Annotated in this window: 16 protein-coding genes; 10 read left to right on the forward strand and 6 right to left on the reverse strand. The window is 64.8% G+C overall.

The annotated features are described in order from the left end of the window. From H926_RS0108425 to H926_RS0108440, 4 genes are all read left to right on the forward strand, one after another. Positions 1–2,795: TonB-dependent receptor (locus tag H926_RS0108425; protein WP_022675899.1), on the forward strand; the 2,795-nt coding region annotated here is incomplete at its 5' end. 113 nt (positions 2,796–2,908) lie between these two features. Further along, positions 2,909–4,459 (forward strand): tryptophan halogenase family protein, encoded by a 1,551-nt coding sequence (locus H926_RS0108430; RefSeq protein ID WP_022675900.1) that lies wholly within the window; start codon positions 2,909–2,911, stop codon positions 4,457–4,459. Positions 4,460–4,480: 21 nt separating this feature from the next. Continuing rightward, entirely contained in the window at positions 4,481–5,197 is a 717-nt protein-coding gene (locus H926_RS0108435) for a SapC family protein (protein ID WP_022675901.1), read from the forward strand. A gap of 10 nt (positions 5,198–5,207) precedes the next feature. Then, positions 5,208–5,858, forward strand: a complete 651-nt coding sequence (locus H926_RS0108440) for a DUF6445 family protein (protein WP_028657760.1) — start codon at positions 5,208–5,210, stop codon at positions 5,856–5,858. An 18-nt stretch (positions 5,859–5,876) separates the two neighbouring features. Here H926_RS0108440 and chrA read toward each other — a convergent pair whose 3' ends face one another. Together chrA and H926_RS26390 are read right to left on the reverse strand one after the other, a co-directional pair. Beyond that, positions 5,877–7,187 (reverse strand): chromate efflux transporter, encoded by a 1,311-nt coding sequence (gene chrA, locus H926_RS0108445; RefSeq protein WP_022675903.1) that lies wholly within the window; start codon positions 7,185–7,187, stop codon positions 5,877–5,879. 144 nt (positions 7,188–7,331) lie between these two features. Next, a complete protein-coding gene (locus H926_RS26390) occupies positions 7,332–8,000 on the reverse strand; it encodes a hypothetical protein (protein ID WP_022675904.1) in 669 nt (222 codons plus the stop codon). A gap of 139 nt (positions 8,001–8,139) precedes the next feature. On the opposite strand from H926_RS26390, the gene H926_RS0108455 reads away from it, so the two are divergent. From H926_RS0108455 to H926_RS0108465, 3 genes are all read left to right on the forward strand, one after another. Beyond that, on the forward strand, positions 8,140–9,384 hold the full coding sequence (locus H926_RS0108455) for a GTP-binding protein (protein ID WP_022675905.1): 1,245 nt from the start codon (positions 8,140–8,142) through the stop codon (positions 9,382–9,384). A 149-nt stretch (positions 9,385–9,533) separates the two neighbouring features. After that, positions 9,534–10,232 (forward strand): VIT family protein, encoded by a 699-nt coding sequence (locus H926_RS0108460; RefSeq protein WP_022675906.1) that lies wholly within the window; start codon positions 9,534–9,536, stop codon positions 10,230–10,232. 189 nt (positions 10,233–10,421) lie between these two features. Beyond that, entirely contained in the window at positions 10,422–12,152 is a 1,731-nt protein-coding gene (locus H926_RS0108465; RefSeq protein ID WP_022675907.1) for a phospholipase D-like domain-containing protein, read from the forward strand. 22 nt (positions 12,153–12,174) lie between these two features. Here the strand turns inward: H926_RS0108465 and H926_RS0108470 are convergent, their stop codons facing one another. Then, entirely contained in the window at positions 12,175–12,789 is a 615-nt protein-coding gene (locus H926_RS0108470) for a response regulator transcription factor (protein WP_022675908.1), read from the reverse strand. After that, positions 12,789–14,159: a histidine kinase gene (locus tag H926_RS30770; RefSeq protein ID WP_022675909.1), complete on the reverse strand. Its 1,371-nt coding sequence runs from the start codon at positions 14,157–14,159 to the stop codon at positions 12,789–12,791. Before H926_RS30770 ends, H926_RS0108470 begins: the two co-directional genes overlap by 1 nt. A 159-nt stretch (positions 14,160–14,318) precedes the next feature. Here H926_RS30770 and H926_RS0108480 point away from each other — a divergent pair, with 159 nt between their 5' ends. Further along, complete coding sequence (locus H926_RS0108480; RefSeq protein ID WP_022675910.1) at positions 14,319–16,517, forward strand: TonB-dependent receptor; 2,199 nt, start codon at positions 14,319–14,321, stop codon at positions 16,515–16,517. 48 nt (positions 16,518–16,565) lie between these two features. Here the strand turns inward: H926_RS0108480 and H926_RS0108485 are convergent, their stop codons facing one another. Then, the gene (locus H926_RS0108485) at positions 16,566–17,516 is read right to left on the reverse strand and encodes an NAD-dependent epimerase/dehydratase family protein (RefSeq protein ID WP_022675911.1); all 951 of its coding nucleotides are present in this window, start codon (positions 17,514–17,516) and stop codon (positions 16,566–16,568) included. A gap of 90 nt (positions 17,517–17,606) precedes the next feature. Between H926_RS0108485 and H926_RS26400 the strand changes: the two genes are divergently transcribed. Next, positions 17,607–18,512, forward strand: a complete 906-nt coding sequence (locus tag H926_RS26400; protein WP_022675912.1) for a LysR family transcriptional regulator — start codon at positions 17,607–17,609, stop codon at positions 18,510–18,512. On the opposite strand, the gene H926_RS26405 is transcribed toward H926_RS26400, so the two are convergent. Then, positions 18,491–19,654, reverse strand: coding sequence for a PepSY domain-containing protein (locus H926_RS26405; RefSeq protein WP_022675913.1), 1,164 nt, complete (start codon positions 19,652–19,654; stop codon positions 18,491–18,493). The two genes, H926_RS26400 and H926_RS26405, sit on opposite strands and share 22 nt — an antisense overlap. A gap of 86 nt (positions 19,655–19,740) precedes the next feature. Between H926_RS26405 and H926_RS0108500 the strand changes: the two genes are divergently transcribed. Beyond that, positions 19,741–21,852 (forward strand): TonB-dependent siderophore receptor, encoded by a 2,112-nt coding sequence (locus H926_RS0108500; RefSeq protein ID WP_022675914.1) that lies wholly within the window; start codon positions 19,741–19,743, stop codon positions 21,850–21,852. Positions 21,853–21,985: the final 133 nt, after the last annotated feature.

The following is a 21,985-nucleotide window of genomic DNA, read 5'->3' on the forward strand; positions in this document are numbered from 1 at the left end:
CGCCAGAACCGGCCGCCGCGCCCCGCCCGGCCCCAGAAGCACCCGCCGCGGCAGAGCCCGAGCCGCAGGCGATCATCGTCACCGGCCTGCGCGCCAGCCTCGACAGTGCGCGTGGCATCAAGCGCGCATCGTCGGGCATTGTCGATGCCATTTCCACCAAGGACATCGGCAAGCTGCCCGATGCCAACCTTGCCGAATCCCTGCAACGCATCACCGGCGTTTCGATCGACCGCTCCGGCGGCGAAGGCGCCTTTATCACGGTTCGCGGCTTTGGCCCGGAATTCAACACGGTTCTGGTCAATGGCCGCCAGGTGGCCACCCCTACCGACCCGAGCCAGGCCTCGGGTCGGGCCTTTTCGTTCGATACGCTGGCGTCGGAACTGGTTTCGGGCGTGGAAGTCTACAAGTCGTCCACCGCGCGCTATCAATCGGGCGGTGTCGGTTCGACCGTGAACATCAAGACCGCGCGCCCTTTCGACTACAAGGGGCGCAAGTTTTCCGCGACAGTTGACGGCAACTATGACGGCAACGCGCGCAAGATAGCGCCAGACGCCTCGTTCCTGTTTGCCGACACGCTGGCCGATGGCAAGTTCGGCATCCTCGTTTCGGGCAGCTACCAGCATCGCTTTACGCGGCTGGCGCAGGCGCAGACCGACGGCTGGCTGGTCAACCCGGCGGTGCCGGCGGCAGAGGTGAACGGCGGCAAAGGCACGATCAGCGCCAACAATCCGCAGGGCAACATCTTCATCCCGCAGAACTACGACACCAAGGTGACGCGCGAAGACCGCGAACGCATTGGTGGCACAGTGGTGCTGCAATACCGGCCCAGCGATGCAGTGACGATCACCGCTGACGCGCTCTATACCAAGTTCACCAACAAGACCGAAACGCGCTCGTACGGTCACTGGTTCACCGCCTCGAACCTGACCGACGTGGTGACCGATGCCAATGGCACCGCAACCGACCTGACCCAGGCCAGCGGCATCGCCACCGACTTCCACTACAAGAAGTTCGACAAGCGCACCAACACCCGCGAATTCGGGCTCAACCTGGAATGGAAGGTCACGCCCAACCTCACCGCCTCGTTCGACGGCACCTATTCGCTGGCCAAGGAAGACCCCAACGGCGGGCAGGAAGCCTATCTGGCGCTGCTTGGGTATCTTACCGGCTCGTCGCGCTATCAGTCGGATGGTTCGGTGCTGCCCTGGCAGACCGAAACCCTGCCCACCTTTGCCAATCCCGCCAGCCCTTGCGGCAGCGCAGTGACCAATTCGGGCCAGCCGGGCAGCACCACCCCGGTGGGCGCCGGACAGCCGATGTGCCAGCACGTGATGCTGCTGCGCGGCTATGGCATCCGCGACAAGGTCACGCAGGGCCGGGCTGATTTCGCCTACAAGGGCGATGGCAGCGAAGGCCTGGTGAACGCCAACTTCGGCCTTTATTACTCGCGTGACCGCAAGGATACGTCGCTCTATTCCAACGATGGCGGCACGGGCTGCACCACCTGCGGCTATAACGCGCCGGCTCCGGCCGGGGTGCCGATCACCACGTTCAACGCCGGCAGCGGTTTCCTGTCAGGCCTGAGCGGCGCCAACCGCCTGGCCACGCAGTGGCTGACGTTCGATGGCCCCACGCTGTTCAACGCGATCACCGCGCAGCAGCGCGTGACCAACCCGAACTTCACCTTTGCGCCGCCCCTGGTGAACGACACGATCGTGACCGAACGCGTGCTGGGTGCCTATCTCGAAACCGAGTTCAAGGGCGATGTCGGCGGCCGGCCGCTGTCGATCGTGGCCGGCGTGCGGTTCGAGGATACCCAGACCAGCGTCAACGGCCTGGCCACGGCCTATACCGGCCTGGTCAAGCTGGCCAACGACCAGACTCAGTACGGTTCGGCATCGTCTGGCACCACCCGCACGGAGGGCAAGGCGCATTATCTCGACGTGCTGCCCAATATCGCGCTGAAATGGCAGCTGACCGATGCGGTAACCCTGCGCTTTGCCGCATCGCAGACGATCACCCGGCCGACGCTGGAACAGCTTTCGCCGGTGACCACGCTGGTCACGCTGCGGCCCGGCAACTTTGCCGCCAGCCGTGGCAACGCCGATCTCAAGCCGTTCAAATCAAGCAATCTCGATTTCTCGGCCGAATACTATTACGCGCCGAGCAGCTACATCTCGATTGGTGCTTATCTCAAGAGCGTCAACAACTTCATCGTGTTGAACCAGACCACCGGCACCGTGGCCAACGCTTCTGGCGGCCCGCTGCTCGATCCGGCGACCGGCCTGCCGGCGCAGTTCACGGTGACCGCGCCCGTCAACGGCCAGGATGCCACGGTCAAGGGTATCGAGGCGGCCTGGCAGCATACCCTGGGCAACAGCGGCTTCGGCTTCCAGCTCAACGGCACGCTGGTCGGCTCCAATCGCAAGCTCGATACCCAGAACCTGGCCAACAAGTTCGCGCTGACCGGCCTGTCCAACTCGGCCAACGCGGTGCTGTTCTATGACAAGAACGGGATCGAAGCGCGCGTGGCGTGGAACTGGCGCGACCGGTTCCTGCAATACCTCGCCCCGCCGCCGCTCAATGGCGCGGGCCAGGCGGTTACCCAGGTTCGCCCCTATTCACAGATCGATGCCAGCGCCACGTATCACGTTACGCCAGAGTTTTCGGTCTTTGTCGAAGGCGCCAACCTGACCAATTCCCGCACGCTGAAATATGCCTATTATACCAACCAGTTCCTCTATGCAGAGGATTCGGGCCGGCGCTTCAAGTTCGGGGCACGGGTCAACTTCTAAGGCAAACCCGTGTAGCATCACGGGATGAACAAAGGGGGCGCGCCACGGGAAACTGTCCGTGCGCGCCCCTCCTGCCCGGGAAACCGGGCACACACGACGGGAGATACATGGCAATGTCCGGCACGTCGCCCCGCGCGATCCGTTCGGTCTGCATCGTTGGCGGCGGATCGGCCGGCTGGCTCACCGCCGGGCTGATCGCCGCACGCCATGGGCGCGATCTTGCGGTCACGCTGGTCGAAAGCGTCTCGCGCGGCACGATCGGCGTGGGCGAAGGCACTTGGCCAACCATGCGCAACACCTTGCGCAAGATCGGCATTGCCGAAACCGATTTCATGCGCGCGTGCCATGCCTCGTTCAAGCAAGGCGCCAAGTTCGCCCGCTGGCGCACCGGCGCGGCGGATGATTTCTACTATCATCCGCTGGTCTTGCCCGAAGGGTTTCCCGATCTTGACCTCGCGCCCTATTGGAACAGTGCCGCCCAGGGCAACGGCAATGGCGGGCCTTCGTTTTCCGATGCCGTTTGTTTTCAGGAATACCTGTGCGAACAGGGCCTTGCGCCCAAGCTGATGACCTCGCCCGATTACGCCGGCATTGCCAACTATGCCTATCATCTCGATGCGGTGAAGCTGGGTGAGCTTCTTGCCACGCATTGCACCGGCAAGCTGGGCGTCAACCACATCGATGACGAGATCGTGGGCGTCACGCGGCGCGACGATGGCGATATCGCTGCCGTCATCGGCCGCGACAGCGGCGCGATCGCTGCAGACCTGTTTGTCGATTGCACCGGCTTTTCCTCCCGCCTGCTGGGCGAGGCACTGGAGGTGCCGTTCATCGACCGGTCCGATGTCTTGTTCATCGATCGCGCCTTGGCCGTGCAACTGCCGGTAGAGGAAGACAGCCCGATCGCTTCGCACACCATTTCCACCGCGCAAAAGCATGGCTGGATCTGGGACATCGGCCTGCCTACCCGGCGCGGCATCGGCTATGTCTATTCCAGCCGCCACGCTGGCGCCGATCGCGCCGAGGAAGAACTCGCCGCCTATGTCGGCCCCGGTTTTGCCAAGCTGACCCCGCGCGAAATCCCGATCCGTTCGGGCCATCGCGCCCAGTTCTGGAAAAACAACGTGGTCGCGGTGGGGCTCGCGGCCGGTTTCCTCGAACCGCTGGAAGCATCGGCCCTGGTGCTGATCGAGCTATCGGCCGATTACATCGCCACCAGCATGCCCGCCACGCGCCAGGCGATGGACTTTGTCGCCCGCCGCTTCAACAGCATGACGCGCTATCGCTGGGATCGCATCATCGAGTTCCTCAAGCTGCACTATGTGCTGTCCGAACGCAGCGACACGGCATTCTGGCGCGACAACCGCGATCCCGCCACGATCCCGCAAGACCTGCAGGATCAGCTCGAACTCTGGCGCGACACGCCCCTTGGCGAGCACGACTTTGCCAGTGCGCACGAGATGTTCCCCGCTGCCAGCTATCAATACGTGCTCTATGGCATGGGTTTCCGCACCCGGCCCCGCGCCGGCCAACTGGCGCAGCGTGACATGGCCGACGATGCCTTTGCCCGCAACGCTGCGATGAAGCGCAAGCTTGGCCAGATGATGCCCACCAACCGCGCCCTGCTCGACAAGCTGGCGCAGCACCGCTTTCCGCCGCTCTGAGCCGAGACGAGACGAACCACGATGAAGCTTGCGCAACTCACCCGCACCGACCACGCCGATCTCCGCATCGATCCCGCGCGCGCGGCGGCCAGCGCCGCCACCGTTCACCTCGTGCCGTTGGTAGCCGACGAAATCCGCACCGTGGCGCGCCAGTTCCCGGTGTTTCTGGCCAAGGACGGGGAAACCGGCGCGTTCTATCCTGCCGCGCTGATGGGGCTTGAGCCGCACGAAAACCTGTTCTGGAACGGCAGCACGATCGATGCCGATGTCCTGCCGCTCAACCTGCTGCGCCTGCCCTTCTTCGTGGGGGGCGAAGGGGCCGAGGCGGTGATCTGCATCGATACCGAAAGCCCCGCAATCGATCCGGCCGGCCCCTGCCCGATCGTCACCGCCGAGGGCGGCGAAAGCGACTATTTCCGCTCGGTCCAGGCGATCCTGGGCCGCCTGGTGCAAGGCCAGGAGCCCACGCGTCGGCTGGTTGATCTGATGCTCGAACACAAGGTCGTGCGCGAATTCAAGCTGGACCTGGCGTTTCACGACGGCAGTACCAGCCTGCTGACGGGCCTTTATGGTATAGACGAGGTTGCGCTCGGCCGCGCCCGAGATGGCATTGCCGATTTCGCCGATCTGATGATCATGGCCGCAATGTGCCTGTCGCAAGACCATGTCGGCGCGCTGGTCCGGCGGCGCAATGCCCGCCTGGCCGCGCAGGCCGACTGGTTCACGCCCGGCGCCTGAAAGCCCGCCGATGCCGGTCCAGCCTCCGATCCGCCTGGGCCGCGAGGCTGTCCCGCTGTGGATCATCGACGATGCCTATCCCGCGCCGCAGGCACTCCATGCCGCAGCCGCCGCAGCCAGCCTGGCCGCCACCACGGACGACCTTTACCCCGGCGTGCGCGCGCCAGCGCCGGGCGCCTGGACAGACTGGCTCAATCGCGCAGTCCAGGCCTGGCCCGGCCTGGAACAGGCGCGCGTGCTGCGCGCCGATTTCGCCATTGCCACGCGCGATCCAGCGGCGCTTGCCCCGGTGCAGCGCATCCCGCACTTTGACGATGCGGACGAGACGATCATGGCCGTGGTGCACTATCTGTGCCATCCGCCCCATGGCGGCACCAGCTTCCACCGCCAGCGCGCCACCGGGTTCGAACGGGTAACCAAGGCACGCGCGCCGGCCTGGCGCCAGGCGCTGGCCGCCGATGCGGCAAGGCACGGCCTTCCGCCCGCGGCCTATCACACCAGCGACACCGCCATGTTCGAACGGATCGGCGCTGCCGCGCTGCGGCACAATCGGCTGATCGTCTATCCTGCCAACTGCCTGCACTGCGGCGACGTGGCCGGATCATGGGCGAGTGGTGACCGCCTGACGATCACTGCCCTGCTGCGGATCGATCCGGCATAGCCTTACCCCACTCGCCAGTCAGGCAAGAGAGAGCAGCCATCCGCCGAGCGCGGCGACGCCCAGGGTGGCGGCGACGTTCCATTTGCGGCCCAAAATCAGCCAGGCAGAAGCCGCCACCAGCAAACCGGCCCGCACGTCAAAGCTGCTCAGAACCGGCACGTTCAGCGCCAAGGGCCCGATCCGCACGGGACGGAGCACCGCAAACAGCACCTGCAGCGCAAACCACGCGCTGAGGTTGGCGATCACCCCAACGATGGCCGAGGTGATCAGTGCCAGCCCTCCCTTGAGCAGGCGCGCATGTTCGAGCCGCTCTATCCACGGCGCCAGGGCAAAGACCCACAGAAAGCATGGGGCAAAGGTGACCCAGGTGGTCAACCCCGCGCCCAGTATCCCGGCAAGCAGCGGCGTGAACGGGGCCGGCGCGCGAAACGCGGCGAGATAGCCGACGAACTGGGTAACCAGGATCAGTGGCCCCGGCGTAGTTTCCGCCAGGCCCAGCCCGTCGGCCATCTCGGCCGCGCTCAACCAGTGCTGCGCGCCAACGGCCTGCTGCGCCATGTAGGCCAGCACGGCGTAGGCACCACCAAAGGTCACGACGGCAAGCTTGGAAAAGAACAGGCCAATGCGCCACAGCACATGGTGCGGCCCCAACAGGGCGAGAACCGCGATCATCGGCGCTGCCCAGGCGGCGGCGCCGATGGCGATCGACCACAGGCTATGCGCCCAGGGACGCGGCGAACGGGGCGGAAACGGCGCTGCCGTTCCCAGGCCCAGCCAGGCGGGCCGATAGCGCGCCACCATCGCGCCCAGCCCGCCGCACCCGATCACGACAAGGGGAAACGGTGCGTTGAACAGGAACAGCGCCAGAAACGCCAGGGCGGCGACCGCCTTGCGAAACGGCGTGCCGAGCGCCCGCCCGGCGACACGGGCCAGCGCCTGCACCACGATGGCCAATACCGCCGCCTTGATCCCCAGGAATACTGCCGCAAACCACGCCAGTCCGGCGGCAGAGGCATAGAGGATAGACAGCGCCAGGATTACCAGCGCCCCGGGGATCACGAACAGCAAGCCGGCGGCCAGTCCGCCGCGAATGCCGTGCAGCTTCCACCCGATCCAGATCGCCAGTTGCTGCGCCTCGGGCCCGGGCAGCAGATGGCAGAAATTGAGCGCGTGCAGATACTGATCCTGGCTGATCCACTTGCGCTGCTCGACCAGTTCACGGTGCATCAGCGCGATCTGCCCGGCCGGGCCGCCAAAACTGAGGCAACCGATCCGCGCCGCCACGCGCACCAGTTCATGGAAATCAGGAGGAGAAGACGTCTCGTTCATGGCCAGGCCAACACCTTTTGCGCCCACGAAACCGCAGGCGAGCGAAAGGCAACGCTTGGGCTCGCGCCTGACCGGGAGGTCGCACGGCCCCGGTTACCTTGGCCTAATCCATGGGTTCGGCCAAGGCAACCGGGGCTGCAAAGGTCAGGGCTTTTTCGGTGCCACCGCCTCACCAATCTCATGCGCCTTGCGGCCCACGATCGCGTCAGACTGGCGCGCTGCATCCAGGAACATCTCTTGCGATGCCACGGCATAGTTGCAGCCCACGAACAGACTGTCGCTGGGCGCGGAATGCGGTGCTTCACCGCCAAAGGCCTTGGCCAGCATCGCCGCCATGGCATTGCCGGTCGGTTCGAACGCGCCCAGCATCGGCCCGCTTTCGGGATCGATGAAATGATAATACTGTTCGGTCGCCTTGATCGGCGCACGCTCCAGGTGGTGTGCTGCGATAAACGCCTCGGCCTTTTTGCGCGGCCACAGCGTTACCACCCAGTTCTGCATGAAATAGACGCGGTCGACCGGCTCGCCCAGCAGCATCGCCGGCTTAGCCAGGGTATAGCCATACAGGCCGAGCATGCCCTCGGTCTGCTTGTCATCCTTGATTTCGTGCATCCACGGCGGCGCATCGCCAGCCAGGAACAGCGCCCCGGCAAACGCCTCGAGCGCATCGCGCGAACGGCATGACAGCGCATCGCCCAAGGTCTGCGGGGTCAGCGGAACGTCGCCATCGGCAGTTTGGGCCTGCACCGGGACAGGCGCAAACCCGGCAAGCAGGAGAGATAACGCGGCGGCAAGATAAGGCATCCGTTTCATCGGGTTAGTTTGGCGGCGGCGACGGCGATAGGCAAGTGGGCACCGCCACCATTCACCGAGCCCTGGCCACAAACCACGCTTGCGTCCTTGCGAAATAACCTGGATGATACATTATATCATGATTCGCAGGACAGAAACGATGACCGATCCCACCGCTATGCCCCCCGTCGTTGACTCCCGCCTTCCCGTCACCGTGCTGTCGGGCTTCCTTGGTGCGGGCAAGACTACGCTGCTCAACCACATCCTCGCCAACCGCGCCGGTCTGCGCGTTGCCGTCATCGTCAACGACATGTCGGAAGTGAACATTGATGCCGACCTGGTGCGTGGCGGTGAGGCGGCCCTGTCGCGCAGCGAGGAAGCGCTGGTCGAAATGACCAACGGCTGCATCTGCTGCACCTTGCGTGATGATCTGCTCCACGAAGTGCGGGCGCTGGCGCAAGCCGGGCGGTTCGATTACCTGGTGATCGAAAGCACGGGCATTTCCGAACCGCTGCCGGTTGCCTCTACCTTCTCGTTCCGTGACGAGGCCGGCATGTGCCTGGGAGACGTGGCGCGGCTCGATACGATGGTTACGGTGGTCGATGCCATCAACCTGCTCAAGGATTACGCCAGCCAGGATTTCCTGGCCGACCGCGGGGAGGCGCTGGGCGACGAGGATGACCGCAGCCTGGTGGGCCTGTTGGTTGAGCAGATCGAATTTGCCGACGTGGTGGTCATCAACAAGGCGTCGGCCGTGACACAGGATCATCTACAACTGGTGTGCAAGCTGGTGGCAAGCCTCAATGCCGATGCCCGCATCCGCATGTGTGATCATGGCCGGATAGAACTTGCCGATATTCTCGCCACGGGTCTGTTCGACGAAGAAAAGGCGGCGCAGCATCCGCTGTGGGCCAAGGAACTCTATGGCTATGCCAGCCACGTTCCCGAAACCCAGGAATACGGCATCGAAAGCTTCGTCTATCGCGCACGCCAACCGTTCGATCCCGCCAGCTTCCACGCCTTTCTGACCACCAACGGCCTCGATCAGGTGGTGCGCGCCAAGGGCCATTTCTGGCTGGCGACCAGGCCGGATTGGGTCGGTGAACTGGCCGTGGCCGGCAGCCAGACGATGACCGCGCGGATGGGCCGCTGGTGGGGCAGCATTCCCAAACAGCAATGGCCTGCCGACGATCGCTTCGAACAGTTTGTTGCGCAGCATTGGCATGCGCAGTGGGGGGATCGACGCCAGGAACTCGTGTTCATCGGCATCGGCATGGACGAGGCCCGCATCCGCCGCGATCTTGATGCATGCCTGGTCCCGGCTCAGGCCTTCACCCCGGATGCATGGGCAACGCTGCCCGATCCCTTTCCCGCCTGGGGGGAAAGCATGGCCATGGCCGATTAAGCCCTGCCCCGCGCCACAATTGGGGCGTGACAGCAGCCTGGAACGGCGACAAGGTAAGGGCGTTTTCCCGCCTATTGCCGTGTGCCGCTCGCGTCTGTCCAGGCATTGCGCAGGGCAACCTTGCTGACAAAGGAAACGTACCTGTGGCGATGACCAAGCAAGCGGGCCGCGAATATCATCTCGTCGACCGGATCGGATGGCTGCGCGCCGCGGTGCTGGGCGCCAACGATGGCATTCTTTCCACGTCCAGCCTGATCCTGGGCGTCGCTGCGGCCGGCGGCACGCGGTCCAGCGTGCTGATTGCAGCGCTGGCGGCCCTGGTCGCGGGGGCGATGTCGATGGCTGCGGGCGAATATGTCTCGGTCAGTTCGCAGCATGATACCGAGCAGGCCGACCTGGCGCGCGAGCGGGCCGAACTGGCCGCAGACTTTTCCGGCGAACTGGAAGAACTGGCCAGCATCTATCGCGGGCGCGGCATCGATGACGCAACGGCGCATATCATCGCCCGCGAACTGATGGCCAAGGACGCGCTGGCCGCGCATGCCCGCGACGAACTGGGCATCACCGTTGCCAATACGGCCCGGCCGATCCAGGCCGCATTCACCTCGGCAGCAACATTCACCTTTGGCGCCGCCATGCCGGTGCTGATCGCGGCGATCGCGCCTCGTGCCTGGCTGATCCCGATCGAAATCGTCGGCTCGCTGCTGTTCCTGGCCGTGCTCGGTGCAATCGGTGCCGTCGCCGGCGGCGCCAATGTATGGCGCGCCACGGCCCGCGTCACGTTCTGGGGGGCGCTGGCGCTGGCCGTTACGGCGGGTATCGGCCGGCTGGTGGGCACAGTAGTCTAAGCGCGTCAGCAGCGCGGGGCCGTGATTAAAAGGTGACGATTACCTGACCAGTCGTTCCGGTCAAAATCAACGCATTGATCAATACGTTCCACGCCGGCGCTATTTATTGCCCCATATTTCCAGATTCATGATATTCTGATTCGCGATCTGAATATTACTGTGGACTGCGAATAGGGCGGGGGACAGGGCATGCGGGTCACCACGGAAACGGGATTTCTTCGGCTGCGGGCCATTTCCGGCACGCGCGTGGTTTTGCTGGCGATCGATATTGCCGAGCAGGCGCGCGACGGACTGCTGGGCTTTGCCATTGCCAGGCTGGAAAACGGGGAACCGGTCTGGCTGCAAGGGCGCAAGGTCTTTGCCAGCGTGGAGCCAAACCCCGATCCGGCCGAAAGCTATCCCAGCAACCGCTACCCGATCCAAAGCCTGATCTGGTCAGACTTCAACGCCGCCCCCGGCCAGGACATCACCTATCGGGTGCATCCGGTGTATGGACCGGTGGCGGCCGTCACATTGGGCGATGCTGCCGAGATCACGATAGCGACGATTGACCCGACGGCCGGCGCCCACGGCATCTATTTCAATTTTGGTGCGGTCGCCTCCCAGGCGTTTGCCGAAACCTTCCACAACCAGAAGCCGCAGGACGAGGACGATCCCGCCGACCGCGAGGTGCAGTGGCTTTCGCGGGGGGCGTTGCAGGCGGCGCTGGATTTCATCGCCAAGGCGGCAGACGGGGATTCCCTGCGCGTTGCGGCCTATGAATTCACCTATACCCCCATCCTCAAGGCGCTGCGCGCGGCGGCCGCGCGCGGTGTGGACGTGCGCATCGTGCACGAGGCGGGAACCGAACTTGACGAAAAGACCCACACACAAGTGCCGACAAGCGCAACAACGACCGCCAAGAACGCGATCGAACGGCTCGGCCTGGCCAACCAGCCCAACCTGCGGCTCATCAAGCGCACGCGCCGCCGCAATATCCCGCACAACAAGTTCATCGTGTGGCTGCGCGGCGGGGAAGCCGTGGAAGTGCTCGCCGGATCGGCAAATTTCACCGCCTCGGGCTTCATCGGCCAGACCAACGTGGTCCATATCGTGCGCAACCGCGATGTCGCGCAAGACTACCTCGATTACTGGACCGAGCTGTCGAAAGATCCGACAACGCCGGAACTTTCCACCTGGACCCAGGCCAAGACGCCACAGGACGATCTCGATGCGCTGACGGCACCGCCTGGCATCACCACGTTCTTCTCCCCCCGCAAGAACGACGTAATGCTTGCCTGGTATGCCGACCAGATTGCCGCCGCGACCGGCACGGTCATGTTCACCGCAGCGTTCGGCGTGAACAAGCTGCTTGCCGCGCAGTTCGGTATCGATCGGCCATTCGTGCGCTTCATTCTGCTGGAGGATGAGCCAGACAAGCTGCTGAAAGCCAAGATGGCGCAAGACCGTGACGTGGTGGCGGCCTATGGGTCCATCCTGGGTGACTATGCCAAGAGCAAGAAGGCGTTCCCACCCTCAAGCCTCGACGCGTGGTTCCTCAAGGAAGAGTTGTTCCGCAAGCAGGGGCACGTGTTCTTCATCCACACCAAGTTCCTGCTGATCGATCCCTTGGGAAACAATCCGCTGGTTTGCACCGGATCGGCCAACTTTTCGACATCATCGCTGGAAGCCAACGACGAGAACATGCTGCTGATCCGCGGTGATACCGATGTGGCCGACGTCTACCTGACGGAATTCGACCGGATCTTCCGCCACTTCTATGCCCGTCAGGTAATCGACCGCCTCGCTGCCGAAGGCAAGCCGCTGACCGAAGCCAAGTTCCTGGACGAAAGCGACGGCTGGCTGGGCGAGTATACCCAGCCCGGGCGCCTCAAGACCAATCGCCAGCGGCTGTTCTTTCCCAACTGGCCAGAGCGATGAACCGTGCCACGCTCTGGCAGCTTCAGCACAGGCCGGCTTCCAGCGCGATGCGCAGCAGATCGGCGGTGCGCACCACGCCCAGCTTGCTTTTGATCAGGCTGCAGTTGTTGGCGATCGTCTTGTATCCCAGCCCGAGGATATCGGCGATTTCGCTCAGGCTGCGCCCGGCGGCCAAGTGGCGGAGGATTTCCAGGTCGCGCGGCGCCAGTTGTGCCAGGGTCGTGGCCGGGACATAGGCCTGGGTCACCAGTTCCTGGGCGATTGCCTGTTCGACATAGCGTTCCCCCGCCGCGACCTTGCGAATGGCGAGCAGCAGTTCATCGGGCGACGCATTCTTGCTGACATAGCCCTGCGCCCCGGCGTTGAGCGCCCGCGCCACATAAAGTGGGTCGGCGTGCATCGACAGCACCAGGATCGGCGTCGCGCCGATCTGGCGGTGGCGAGCGACCAGTTCGATCCCGCCGAGTTCCGGCAGGTTGAGATCAAGGATCACCAGGTCGAGCGTGTTGGCCCGCGCGATTGCCAGCCCGTCGCGCCCGGTCGCCGCCTCGAACACCTGTGTGCCCGGCGTCATCATCAGCATGCGGCCAAGTCCGGCCCGCACGATCGCGTGATCATCAACCAGCAGAATGTTCATCACGCCTGCTCCTGCCCGTTTGCCGCCGGCACTGCGTGGATCTGGCACGGCAGTTGCGCACGCACCAGCCACACCGCCGCAGCGGCTTCGCGTCCATAGGCCAGTTGCCCCCCATGGGCTTCCACCCGCTCGCGCATGCCCAGCAGGCCCAACCCGCCACTGCGCGATGCATCGGGCGCGGCCTGTGGTACGCCGTCGTTTTCGATCCGCACGGTCAAGCGATCCGGTGCTTCGTGTGTAAGCGTGATGGCAATGCCGGCGGGCCGGGCATGGCGCATGGCATTGCTCAAGGCCTCCTGCACCACGCGGTAGGCGACCTCGGCCGTGCTTTCATCCAGTGCGGTTTCGGGTAGATCGAGCGCGAAGGCTATGTCCCCGCGCCGTCCTGCCCAGAACGCCACGAGATCCTTGATCGCCGCCGCGAGGCCAAATTCGGTAAGCCGCGCCGGGCGCAACCAACCGAGCAGGTCTCGCACCTGCCCCTGCATATGCACCACCGCCTGCTGGATTTCCTGGGCATGGCGGATCGCCTCTGCGGGCTTGCCCGCTTCGCACAGCTGCGCCAGCAGTGCGGCATCGAGGCCCACGGCAAACAAGCGCGGGCCGATCTCATCATGCAGGTCACGCGCGATTTCGGCGCGCTCTTCCTCTTGCAGGCGGACGATCTGGTCGCCCAACTGGCGGTTGCGCCGCATCGTTGCTGCCAGTTGCCCGGTCATCGCATTGAACCCGCGCTGCAACAGGCGCAATTCCGGTGGCCCCGCCTCTGGCACGGCGGCGGCATAATCGCCCTGCCCCACCTTGGCGAACTGTTCACCCAGCAAGACCAGCGGGCGCAGCCCCGCCCCCACCGCCAGCCAGATCAGCACGCCGCCGATCAAGGCAACCCCGGCGATCACCTTGAGCATGGTGAACGCCTCGTTCCAGGCCGATCGCGCATCAGACTGCGGCGTGGGCGTCAGGACCAGGCGCAGGCCTGGTGCCAGACCCTGTCCCGGCGCATCGGGAATGGGCAAGACAACCGCAGCCGCCTCCACTTCCACAAGACGGCCAAACCAGGCTGGCGGTGGCGCCTCTCCACTGGGACGCGAGGTGAGCAGGGCCTGTCCCTGCCGATCGACCACCGCCATGCGCACATGCCGATTGCCATCGAAGGCGTGGACGAGTTGCCGCAGATCGCGGAGCGAATGATCGGAGCGAGGCAGGTCTTCGAACGTGCCGCTGGCGGTTTGCCGCGCGCCCGCCATCGCCGCGCGCAGTTCGGCAGCCAGTTCCTGGCGAACCTGATAGCCCACCAGCAGCGCGCACAGCGTCAGGCTGGAAGCCAGCACCAGGGTGATAAGCAGGATGACGCGCAGACGCAGAGACATGGTCCACGCCGCCTAGCACAATCCGCGCGATGGCAAGGCCTGCAAACGCGATCGGGAATTTTTCCCGGGAAAATCGGGAAAGGCTGCCATGTTCGCGTTGCAGCGCCCCCGCTAACCACCCTGGCAAGAACACGAGACCTTTCCAGGGATATTGAAACCATGCTTTCGCGTCAGGCCCTTCGCACCTGCTTTCTGGCCTCTACCGGTCTCTATGCCGCCTTTGCCGCCCCGGCCGCCTTTGCCGAAAGCGATGCAGCGCCCCCGTCCGAAATCGTCGTCACCGCCCAGCGGCTCAACGATGCGCGCGAAAGCATCAAGACCAGCCTGGGCGCATCGACCTATACGCTGGACCAGAAGGCGATCCAGAATCTGCCCGGCGCCGACAACCAGCCGATCCAGGATATCATCCTGCAAATGCCCGGCGTCAGCCAGGACCAGTTCGGCCAGTTCCATGTGCGGGATGAACACAACGGCGTGCAATACCGCATCAACGGCGTGATCATTCCCGAAAGCATCGCGGTGTTCGGGCAGATGCTCTCACCCCGCCTGGTCGACAAGATCAGCCTGGTGACAGGCACCCTGCCCGCGCAATATGGCCTGCGTACCGGCGGCATCATCGATATCACCACCAAGTCCGGCCTCAAGGACGGCACCACGGTCAGCGTCTATGGTGGCAGCCAGGGGACAATCGAACCCAGCGTGCAGATCGCCGGCAGTTCTGGCGCAACCAGTTGGTTCGCCTCGGGCGACTACAAGCATTCCGACCTGGGCATCGAAAACGTCAACGGCAACCGCCACGCCATCCACGATCAGACCGACCAGTTCAACGGCTTTGGCTATATCGACCATATCCTGGGTTCCAACGACCGTATCGCGTTGACTGGCGGCTATACCAACCAGGCCTATCAGATCCCCAATCCCACCGGGCTGGTGGCCGGGCAGACCGATGCCAATGGCAATCCGGTGTCGGTCAACGGGCAGACGAGCTTCAACAGCGAAAACCTCAACGAACGGCAGTTGCAGACCTTCGGCTTTGGCGCGCTGTCGTGGCTGCATGCCGCCGGCCCGTTCTCGTTCCAGGCCTCGGCCATCGGCCGCGTGGCGACCCTCACCTACCGGCCAGACTATACCGGCGAACTGCTGTTCAATGGTGAGGCGCAGTATGCCAACAAGAAGGACACGACTTTCGCGTTCCAGGTCGATAGCGCCTACAAGCTGTCGGAACAGCACACCCTGCGCGCCGGGCTGCTGTTCGAGCACGACCGTTCGACCAGCAGCACAAACACCAACGTGTTCCCGACCACCGGCGATACGTTCGATCCCACCCAGCCCGACCAGGGATGGCAGCAAGGCGCGATCCTGGCCAATGCCCAGCCGATCTCGCTGCCGTTCGCGATCGGCGTCACCCAGCGCACCTATAGCGCCTATCTTCAGGACGAATGGCACATCACGCCGCATTTCGTGCTGAACTATGGCGCACGGTTCGATGAAAACGACGGCCCGCGCAACGAGCGGCAGCTTTCCCCGCGGGCAAACATGGTGTGGACGCCGGGCCACGGGCTGACAGTGCATGCCGGCTATGCCCGCTACTTTTCGCCGGCGCCATTCGAACTCATTGCCGACAGCAACCTGGCACAGGTCTACAACACCACCGCCTCGCCCAACGTGCGGACCAACAACACCACCTATGCCCAGCGCGAAAACTATTGGGATGCGGGTTTCGAGCAGAAGATCGGCGACTTTACGCTGGGCCTTGATGGCTATCTGCGCCGGTCCACCCACCTGGTTGACGAAGGCCAGTTCGGCGCGCCGATCATCCTTACGCCGTTCAACTATGCGCGTGGGCGCATCTTCGGCACCGAGCTGACGCTGAACTACAGCCACGGCGGGTTCAACGCCTATGGCAACATCGCCTATGCCAAGGCCCAGGGCACCGATATCGTCTCGAACGAATACAACTTTGCCGCTGCCGACCTTGCCTATATCGCCAATCATTACATCTACCTCGATCACAACCAGACCTGGTCGGGATCGGCGGGCGCCTCCTACAACTGGCGCGATGGTGCCCTGGCCGGCTCGCGCGTCAGCGCCAGCGCGATCCTGGGCTCTGGCCTGCGCAGCGACCTGGTCTTGGCCGATGGCAGCACCGTCCCCAACGGCGCCTCGCTGCCATCCTATGTTACGTTCAATCTTTCGGCCGGCCACAAGTTTGGCGACAGCGGATTTGACGTGCGGGTGGATGTGCAGAACCTGTTCGACCACGTCTATGAAATCCGCGACGGGACCGGCGTGGGTGTCGGGGCGCCCTCGTTCGGGGCGCGGCGCGGCATTTTCGTAGGCATCAGCAAGAGCTTCTGATCCCGGCGTTGCCCCGGCGCTTGATCGGGGCAACGCTGCCGTGGCGGATCAGGGCATGCAGCCCAGCGCGGCGAGCGTGGCGCGCACGGCTTGGGGAAGCGGCGTGTGCGGCTCTTCGCCCAGCAGCGCGATCAGTTGGGCATTGTCCAGCCGCACCGGCTGCTGCCAAAGATAGCGCATCTCCATCAATTCGCGTGGCATCTGCGCAAATGGAGCGGCCAGGCGCAGCGCCCACCACGGGAACGGAGCAATCCGCACCTTTGGCGCTGCCAGCGCCTCGGCAATGGCCTCGACCATCGCGGTGCCCGTGCCGTCCCAGTGCCCACCCATGTGATAGTTGGCAAAGGCCGGCACCTGATCATGCTCCACCAGGCGGACCATGGTTTCGGCAACATCGGGAAGATAGCCCCAGAGATGCCCGACGCCGCGCTTGGCGGGATTGCGGATAATCCGCGGGCGGGCACCCGGCGTGATCAGGCCTTGGGCAAACCAGCTGTTGGCCGCGCCTGGGCCAAAGAAATCGCCAGCCCGCACGATCAGCGCGCGAACGTCTCCAGCATCGGCCGCAGCGCGCAGCCGGCGCTCCATCTCAACCCTGATCGCGCCCTTGCGCGTAACGGCATGCTGCGGCGCGGTTTCAGCGATCAGCGGGAAGCTGTCAGGGCCATAGTTGTAGATGGTGCCTGGCAGCAAAATCTGCGCGCGGTTGACCCGCGCCGCGGCAATGGCGTTGTCCAGCATCGGCAAGACCACGGTGTCCCAGTTGCGGTAGCCGGGCGGATTGACAGCGTGCACGATAACCCTTGCGCCCTCTGCCGCCGCCGCAACCGCCGCCCGATCCATGGCATCGCCGATCACCGCCGCTACGCCCTGCGGCACCCGATGCGCGCTGTGCGCCCGCACCAGTGCGCGCACGCTCCACCCGCGTTCCACAAGCCGCCGGGCCACGCCGCCGCCGATGCCCCCCGTCACGCCCAAAACCAGCGCAATCCGTTCCATGTCGCTCTCCTGTGTTGACGGCGACAGGATTGGCGCAAGAGCACGATCCATGAAATTGACTGAATGTGGCAAGCGGCTATACGGAAATAGATGAACCGAGAGCCGAGCTGGGATATCTATCGCACCTTCGCCGCCGTGCTTCGCGAAGGCTCGCTCTCGGCGGCGGCGCGGGCCCTGGGGCTAACCCAGCCCAGCGTCGCCCGCCATATCGAGGCACTGGAACAGGCGGTGGGTGGCACCTTGTTCCTGCGCTCGCAACGCGGCCTTTCGCCCACCGATCGGGCCATTGCCCTGCAACCCTATGCGGAAGCCATGCTGGCCACCTCGGCCGCGCTGCTGCGCACCGCAACGGCGGGCGCAGACGCGATTGCCGGAACGGTCCGGATTACCGCCAGCGAGGTGGTGGCGGCCGAGCATCTGCCGCCGGTGCTCACCATGCTGCGCCAACGTTACCGGGAACTCAGCATCGAATTGGTGGCAAGTGACGCGATCGGTGACCTGCTGCAACGCCATGCCGATATCGCCATCCGCATGGTCGCCCCGACGCAACAGGCCCTGCTCGCGCGCAAGCTCGGCACGCTAGAACTTGGGCTCTATGCCCATGCCGACTATCTCGCGCGGCATGGCCACCCTAAGGTCATTGCCGATTTGGCACGCCATGACCTGATCGGGGTCGACAGCATTGGCGATCTGTCCCGCGCGGTGCTCGACGCCTTGCCGAGTCTGGAGCACAGCGATTTCGCGCTGCGGATCGACAACGCGCTGGTGCAACTCGCCGCGATCCGCGCGGGCTTTGGCATCGGCATCTGCCAGGTGGCCGTGGCCGCGCGCGATGCCGCGTTGATCCGTGTACTGCCCGATGCGTTTTCGTTCGATCTGCCGCTGTGGGTCGTCATGCACGAAGACTTGCGATCCAGCGCCCGCCATCGCGCCGTGTTCGATGCCCTGGTGGAAAGTCTGGCGGCAGCAGGGCCTCAGGGCGTTGCGATTGGCTGAACTGGGGCGACGCGGCGTGCCCGCCCCTTCCGCTTCATGCGGCGACGGGCGAGGTAGAACCACACGCCGCTGATCGCAAAGAACGGCAGGCTAAGGCTGGTCACGAACAGCACGATCCGACCGGCCAGGCCAAAGAACGCGCCGCGGTGGATTTCGAACATGCTGGCGACGATGACAGCACCGCTTGGCCGTTGCGCGGCAAAATCGGTGGCCAGAACCTTGCCGGTCGCCCCGTCGATCGTCACGGCATCATCCGCCCGGTTGTGCCGCGCCGCCACGGGCAGCGCGCGATAGCGCAAGGCAGCACCCTTTTCCGGCACGATCAGCATGATCCGCTGATAGGAATGACCTGCAGTTGCCGCGTCAAACCCCTGCCAAGCCAGGGCGAAATCAGGTTTGCCGCGCGCCTTGGCCTTCTCGGCCTGCTCTGCGCCCAACAGGCGCTGAACCCCGCCACGATACCAATCGAACGACCACCACAGCCCGGTCAGCGCGCTGAGCAGATAGACCGCCATCATCAGCCCGCCGAGCAGCAGGTGTACCTCGCGCCACCACCAGCGGCCCTTTCGCCCCGGCGGAATGGTCAACCACGCGCGCCAGTCACGCGGCTTGGTCGGCCAGCGCAGATAGAGCCCACCCAGCGCCAGCACGATCAGCGCGATCGCCGCGCTACCGGTCACGATCCGCCCCCAACCCTTGCCATTGCCCGGCATCGCCAGCCAACGGTGCACCCGCTCTACCGTATCGAACAGCGCAGCAGCGGGCAGCGGCCCCAGAATGCGCCCGTCACGGCGGTCCAGCAGCACGGTTTCACGCTCTTTGGCCCCAGCTGCCTTGTCAACATAGCTGATCCGCGCCGGCACGGTGGGATCGCTGTCCACCTCGAACCGCGCGATCGCCTTGCCCGGCTCCGCCAGTGCGGCGCGTTGCAGCAAGACCGCTGGGGCCAGCACCGCCTCACCCGCGCGCAGGGGCAGCGGCGCGATCAGCCGCGCCTGGATGTCGTCCTGGAAAGACAGCATGGCACCTGTCGCGCCCATCACGGCCAGGACCAGCCCAAGGCTGAGCCCCAGCCAGCTATGCAGCCGTTGCAACCATTTGCGCAGGGCGATGGTGCCGGGTGGGCGAATCGTCGGTCTCATTGCGATCAATTATTGCAAACCAATATCAATATCAATTAGGGCAGCGGTGAATTCCACCCGAGGGATTCCCCAAGGGGACCTGTATCATGCTGTTTCTGTTCGCGTCGGCGGCCGCCGCAAGCGTCGCTGCCGCCACCGCTGCTCCCGCTCCTGCTGCGCCGGATGGCGAGGACCCCCAGGCCGAACGCCAGCTCGACGAAGAGATCGTGGTAACGGGGCGGCAAGAAGCGCCCTATCGCGCGCAGGTGGTGCAGGTGGGCGCGTTCCGCAACCAATCCGCACTCGATACGCCGGCCAATGTCGCGGTGATCACCCGCGCCATGCTCGATGACCAGGGCGCCAAGGGCCTCGACGATGCCTTGCGCAACACCCCCGGCATTACCCAGCAATCGACCAGCCCGACCACGAGCAACAACTTTGCCGCGCGCGGCGTGCTGCTCAATGCGCGCACTAACTATCGCCTCAACGGGGCGTTGCAGATCATCAATCTTGGCCCGATCCCGGTGGAAAACAAGCAGCGCGTCGAACTGCTCAAGGGCGTTTCCGCGCTCTATTACGGCCTCAGCACGCCCTCAGGCATCGTCAACGTGGTAACCAAGCGCGCTGGCGATCGCCCGGTGACGAGCCTCTATGTCGATGGCGATGCCGAAGGCAGCGTGGGCGGCGGGTTCGACATCGGCCGCAAGCTGGGCGCAGGCGATGCCATCGGTATCCGCATCAACGCCTATGGCTCGCACATTGAAACACCGATCGATGGGGTCAACGGCTATCGCTATCTCGCCAGCGGGGCGTTTGATTGGCAGGCGAGCGATCGGCTGTCGTTCAAGCTCGATGTCGAACACTATCGCCGCGCAACCGATGAGCCGGGCGGCATCACGCTGCCCACCGCGATCAACGGCGTGATTACCCTGCCGGAAATCCCGAACCCGCACAACCGCTATGCCCCGGTCAATGCGCCCTATCGCACCTGGGTAACCAACGCCCTGGGCCGCATGGATTATCGGCTGGCCGGCACGTGGTCGGTGCGCGTCGAAGGCGGCTATGCCAACACCCGCCGACAGCGCATGATCGCCAATATCGGCAAAACCAACCTGGTGACCGGCGCCGGCACGATCGCTGCGACCTACACCCCCGATCAGGAATACGCCAATCTCTATTGGCGGGCGGAATTGGCCGGCGAGGCGCAAACCCTGGGCATCCGCCACGAACTGCTGCTCGGCTATGCCCGCAACCGGCAGGTGCAGGAAGACCAGCACCCGCAAAGCTATGCCGCAGTAAAACAAAACCTCTATGCGCCACTGGCCCTGCCGCTGTCGGCACTTACCCTCACCACCGTGCGGCTTACCGCCGGCAGCGTGAACATCGATACCGGTCTCTATGCCATGGACCAGGCGCATATCGGTGAAAAACTGCTGGTGATCGCGGGCGTGCGCCACGTGGACTATCGCACCCGCACCAGCAACACCGATTTTGCCCTGCGCACCTGGACACCCACCGGTGCACTGGTCCTGCGCCCCACGCCCAAGACCAGCCTGTACTTCAGCTATATCGAGGGGCTGGAAAGCGCCGGCACCGCGCCCGATGGCACGACCAATGCCGGCAGCGTCCTGCCCGCAGTGCGCAGCCGGCAGCTGGAACTGGGCGCGCGGGCCGAAGCGGGCGGCATGCTGCTGTCGCTGGGCTGGTTCCGCATCAACCGGGGCCTGGCCTATACCGATCTGGCCACCAACACCTATGTCGTCAACGGTCGCGCCCTGCACCAGGGGATCGAGGCATCGGTCCAGGGAACGATCGTGCCGACCGTATCGGTGGCGCTGGCCGGGCAATATCTTGTCGCTCGCCAGCGGCAGACCGGGGTGGCCGCGCAAGACGGCAAGCTGGTGGACAACGCGCCGCGCTGGTCAGGCTCGGCCTTCGTCAACTGGCAGCCCGTCGGTGCGCTGCCGCTGGGGCTGAACGCGGGCGTCTACTACACCGGCAAGCGCTTTACCGACGTGCTCAACCAGGGTGTGCTGCCTGCCTATGCCACGCTCAGCCTTGGCGCCAGCTATCGGCTGGCCCTCGCGGCGGGCCGCACGATGACGCTGCGCGCCAATGCCGACAACGTGACCAACACCCGCTACTGGGCCACCGGCGGCAGCACGCTTTATGTCGGCGCGGCGCGGACACTGCGCCTCTCTGCCGCCGTAAGCTTTTGAACGCGCTCCAGCCGCGCCAGCAAGTGGCGCGGCTGTGCGACAGGGTTACTTGGTCGCTGCGCCTGGCGCCACGGGCGGCGGGGGCGGCGGCGTGCCCGGCCCTGGCTGACCGACGGCACCATTCGCACCGGCA

This window comes from Novosphingobium sp. B-7 (genome assembly GCF_000410615.1).
Lineage (GTDB): Bacteria > Pseudomonadota > Alphaproteobacteria > Sphingomonadales > Sphingomonadaceae > Novosphingobium > Novosphingobium capsulatum.

What these genes read in the sequence shown, in the direction of transcription:
- H926_RS0108430 (WP_022675900.1), top strand. Translation starts at nt 2,909, where the DNA reads ATGTCCGGCACGTCGCCCCGCGCGATCCGTTCGGTCTGCATCGTTGGC.
- H926_RS0108435 (WP_022675901.1), top strand. Translation starts at nt 4,481, where the DNA reads ATGAAGCTTGCGCAACTCACCCGCACCGACCACGCCGATCTCCGCATC.
- H926_RS0108440 (WP_028657760.1), top strand. Translation starts at nt 5,208, where the DNA reads ATGCCGGTCCAGCCTCCGATCCGCCTGGGCCGCGAGGCTGTCCCGCTG.
- chrA (WP_022675903.1), bottom strand. Translation starts at nt 7,187, where the DNA reads ATGAACGAGACGTCTTCTCCTCCTGATTTCCATGAACTGGTGCGCGTG.
- H926_RS26390 (WP_022675904.1), bottom strand. Translation starts at nt 8,000, where the DNA reads ATGAAACGGATGCCTTATCTTGCCGCCGCGTTATCTCTCCTGCTTGCC.
- H926_RS0108455 (WP_022675905.1), top strand. Translation starts at nt 8,140, where the DNA reads ATGACCGATCCCACCGCTATGCCCCCCGTCGTTGACTCCCGCCTTCCC.
- H926_RS0108460 (WP_022675906.1), top strand. Translation starts at nt 9,534, where the DNA reads ATGACCAAGCAAGCGGGCCGCGAATATCATCTCGTCGACCGGATCGGA.
- H926_RS0108465 (WP_022675907.1), top strand. Translation starts at nt 10,422, where the DNA reads ATGCGGGTCACCACGGAAACGGGATTTCTTCGGCTGCGGGCCATTTCC.
- H926_RS0108470 (WP_022675908.1), bottom strand. Translation starts at nt 12,789, where the DNA reads ATGAACATTCTGCTGGTTGATGATCACGCGATCGTGCGGGCCGGACTT.
- H926_RS30770 (WP_022675909.1), bottom strand. Translation starts at nt 14,159, where the DNA reads ATGTCTCTGCGTCTGCGCGTCATCCTGCTTATCACCCTGGTGCTGGCT.
- H926_RS0108480 (WP_022675910.1), top strand. Translation starts at nt 14,319, where the DNA reads ATGCTTTCGCGTCAGGCCCTTCGCACCTGCTTTCTGGCCTCTACCGGT.
- H926_RS0108485 (WP_022675911.1), bottom strand. Translation starts at nt 17,516, where the DNA reads ATGGAACGGATTGCGCTGGTTTTGGGCGTGACGGGGGGCATCGGCGGC.
- H926_RS26400 (WP_022675912.1), top strand. Translation starts at nt 17,607, where the DNA reads ATGAACCGAGAGCCGAGCTGGGATATCTATCGCACCTTCGCCGCCGTG.
- H926_RS26405 (WP_022675913.1), bottom strand. Translation starts at nt 19,654, where the DNA reads ATGAGACCGACGATTCGCCCACCCGGCACCATCGCCCTGCGCAAATGG.
- H926_RS0108500 (WP_022675914.1), top strand. Translation starts at nt 19,741, where the DNA reads ATGCTGTTTCTGTTCGCGTCGGCGGCCGCCGCAAGCGTCGCTGCCGCC.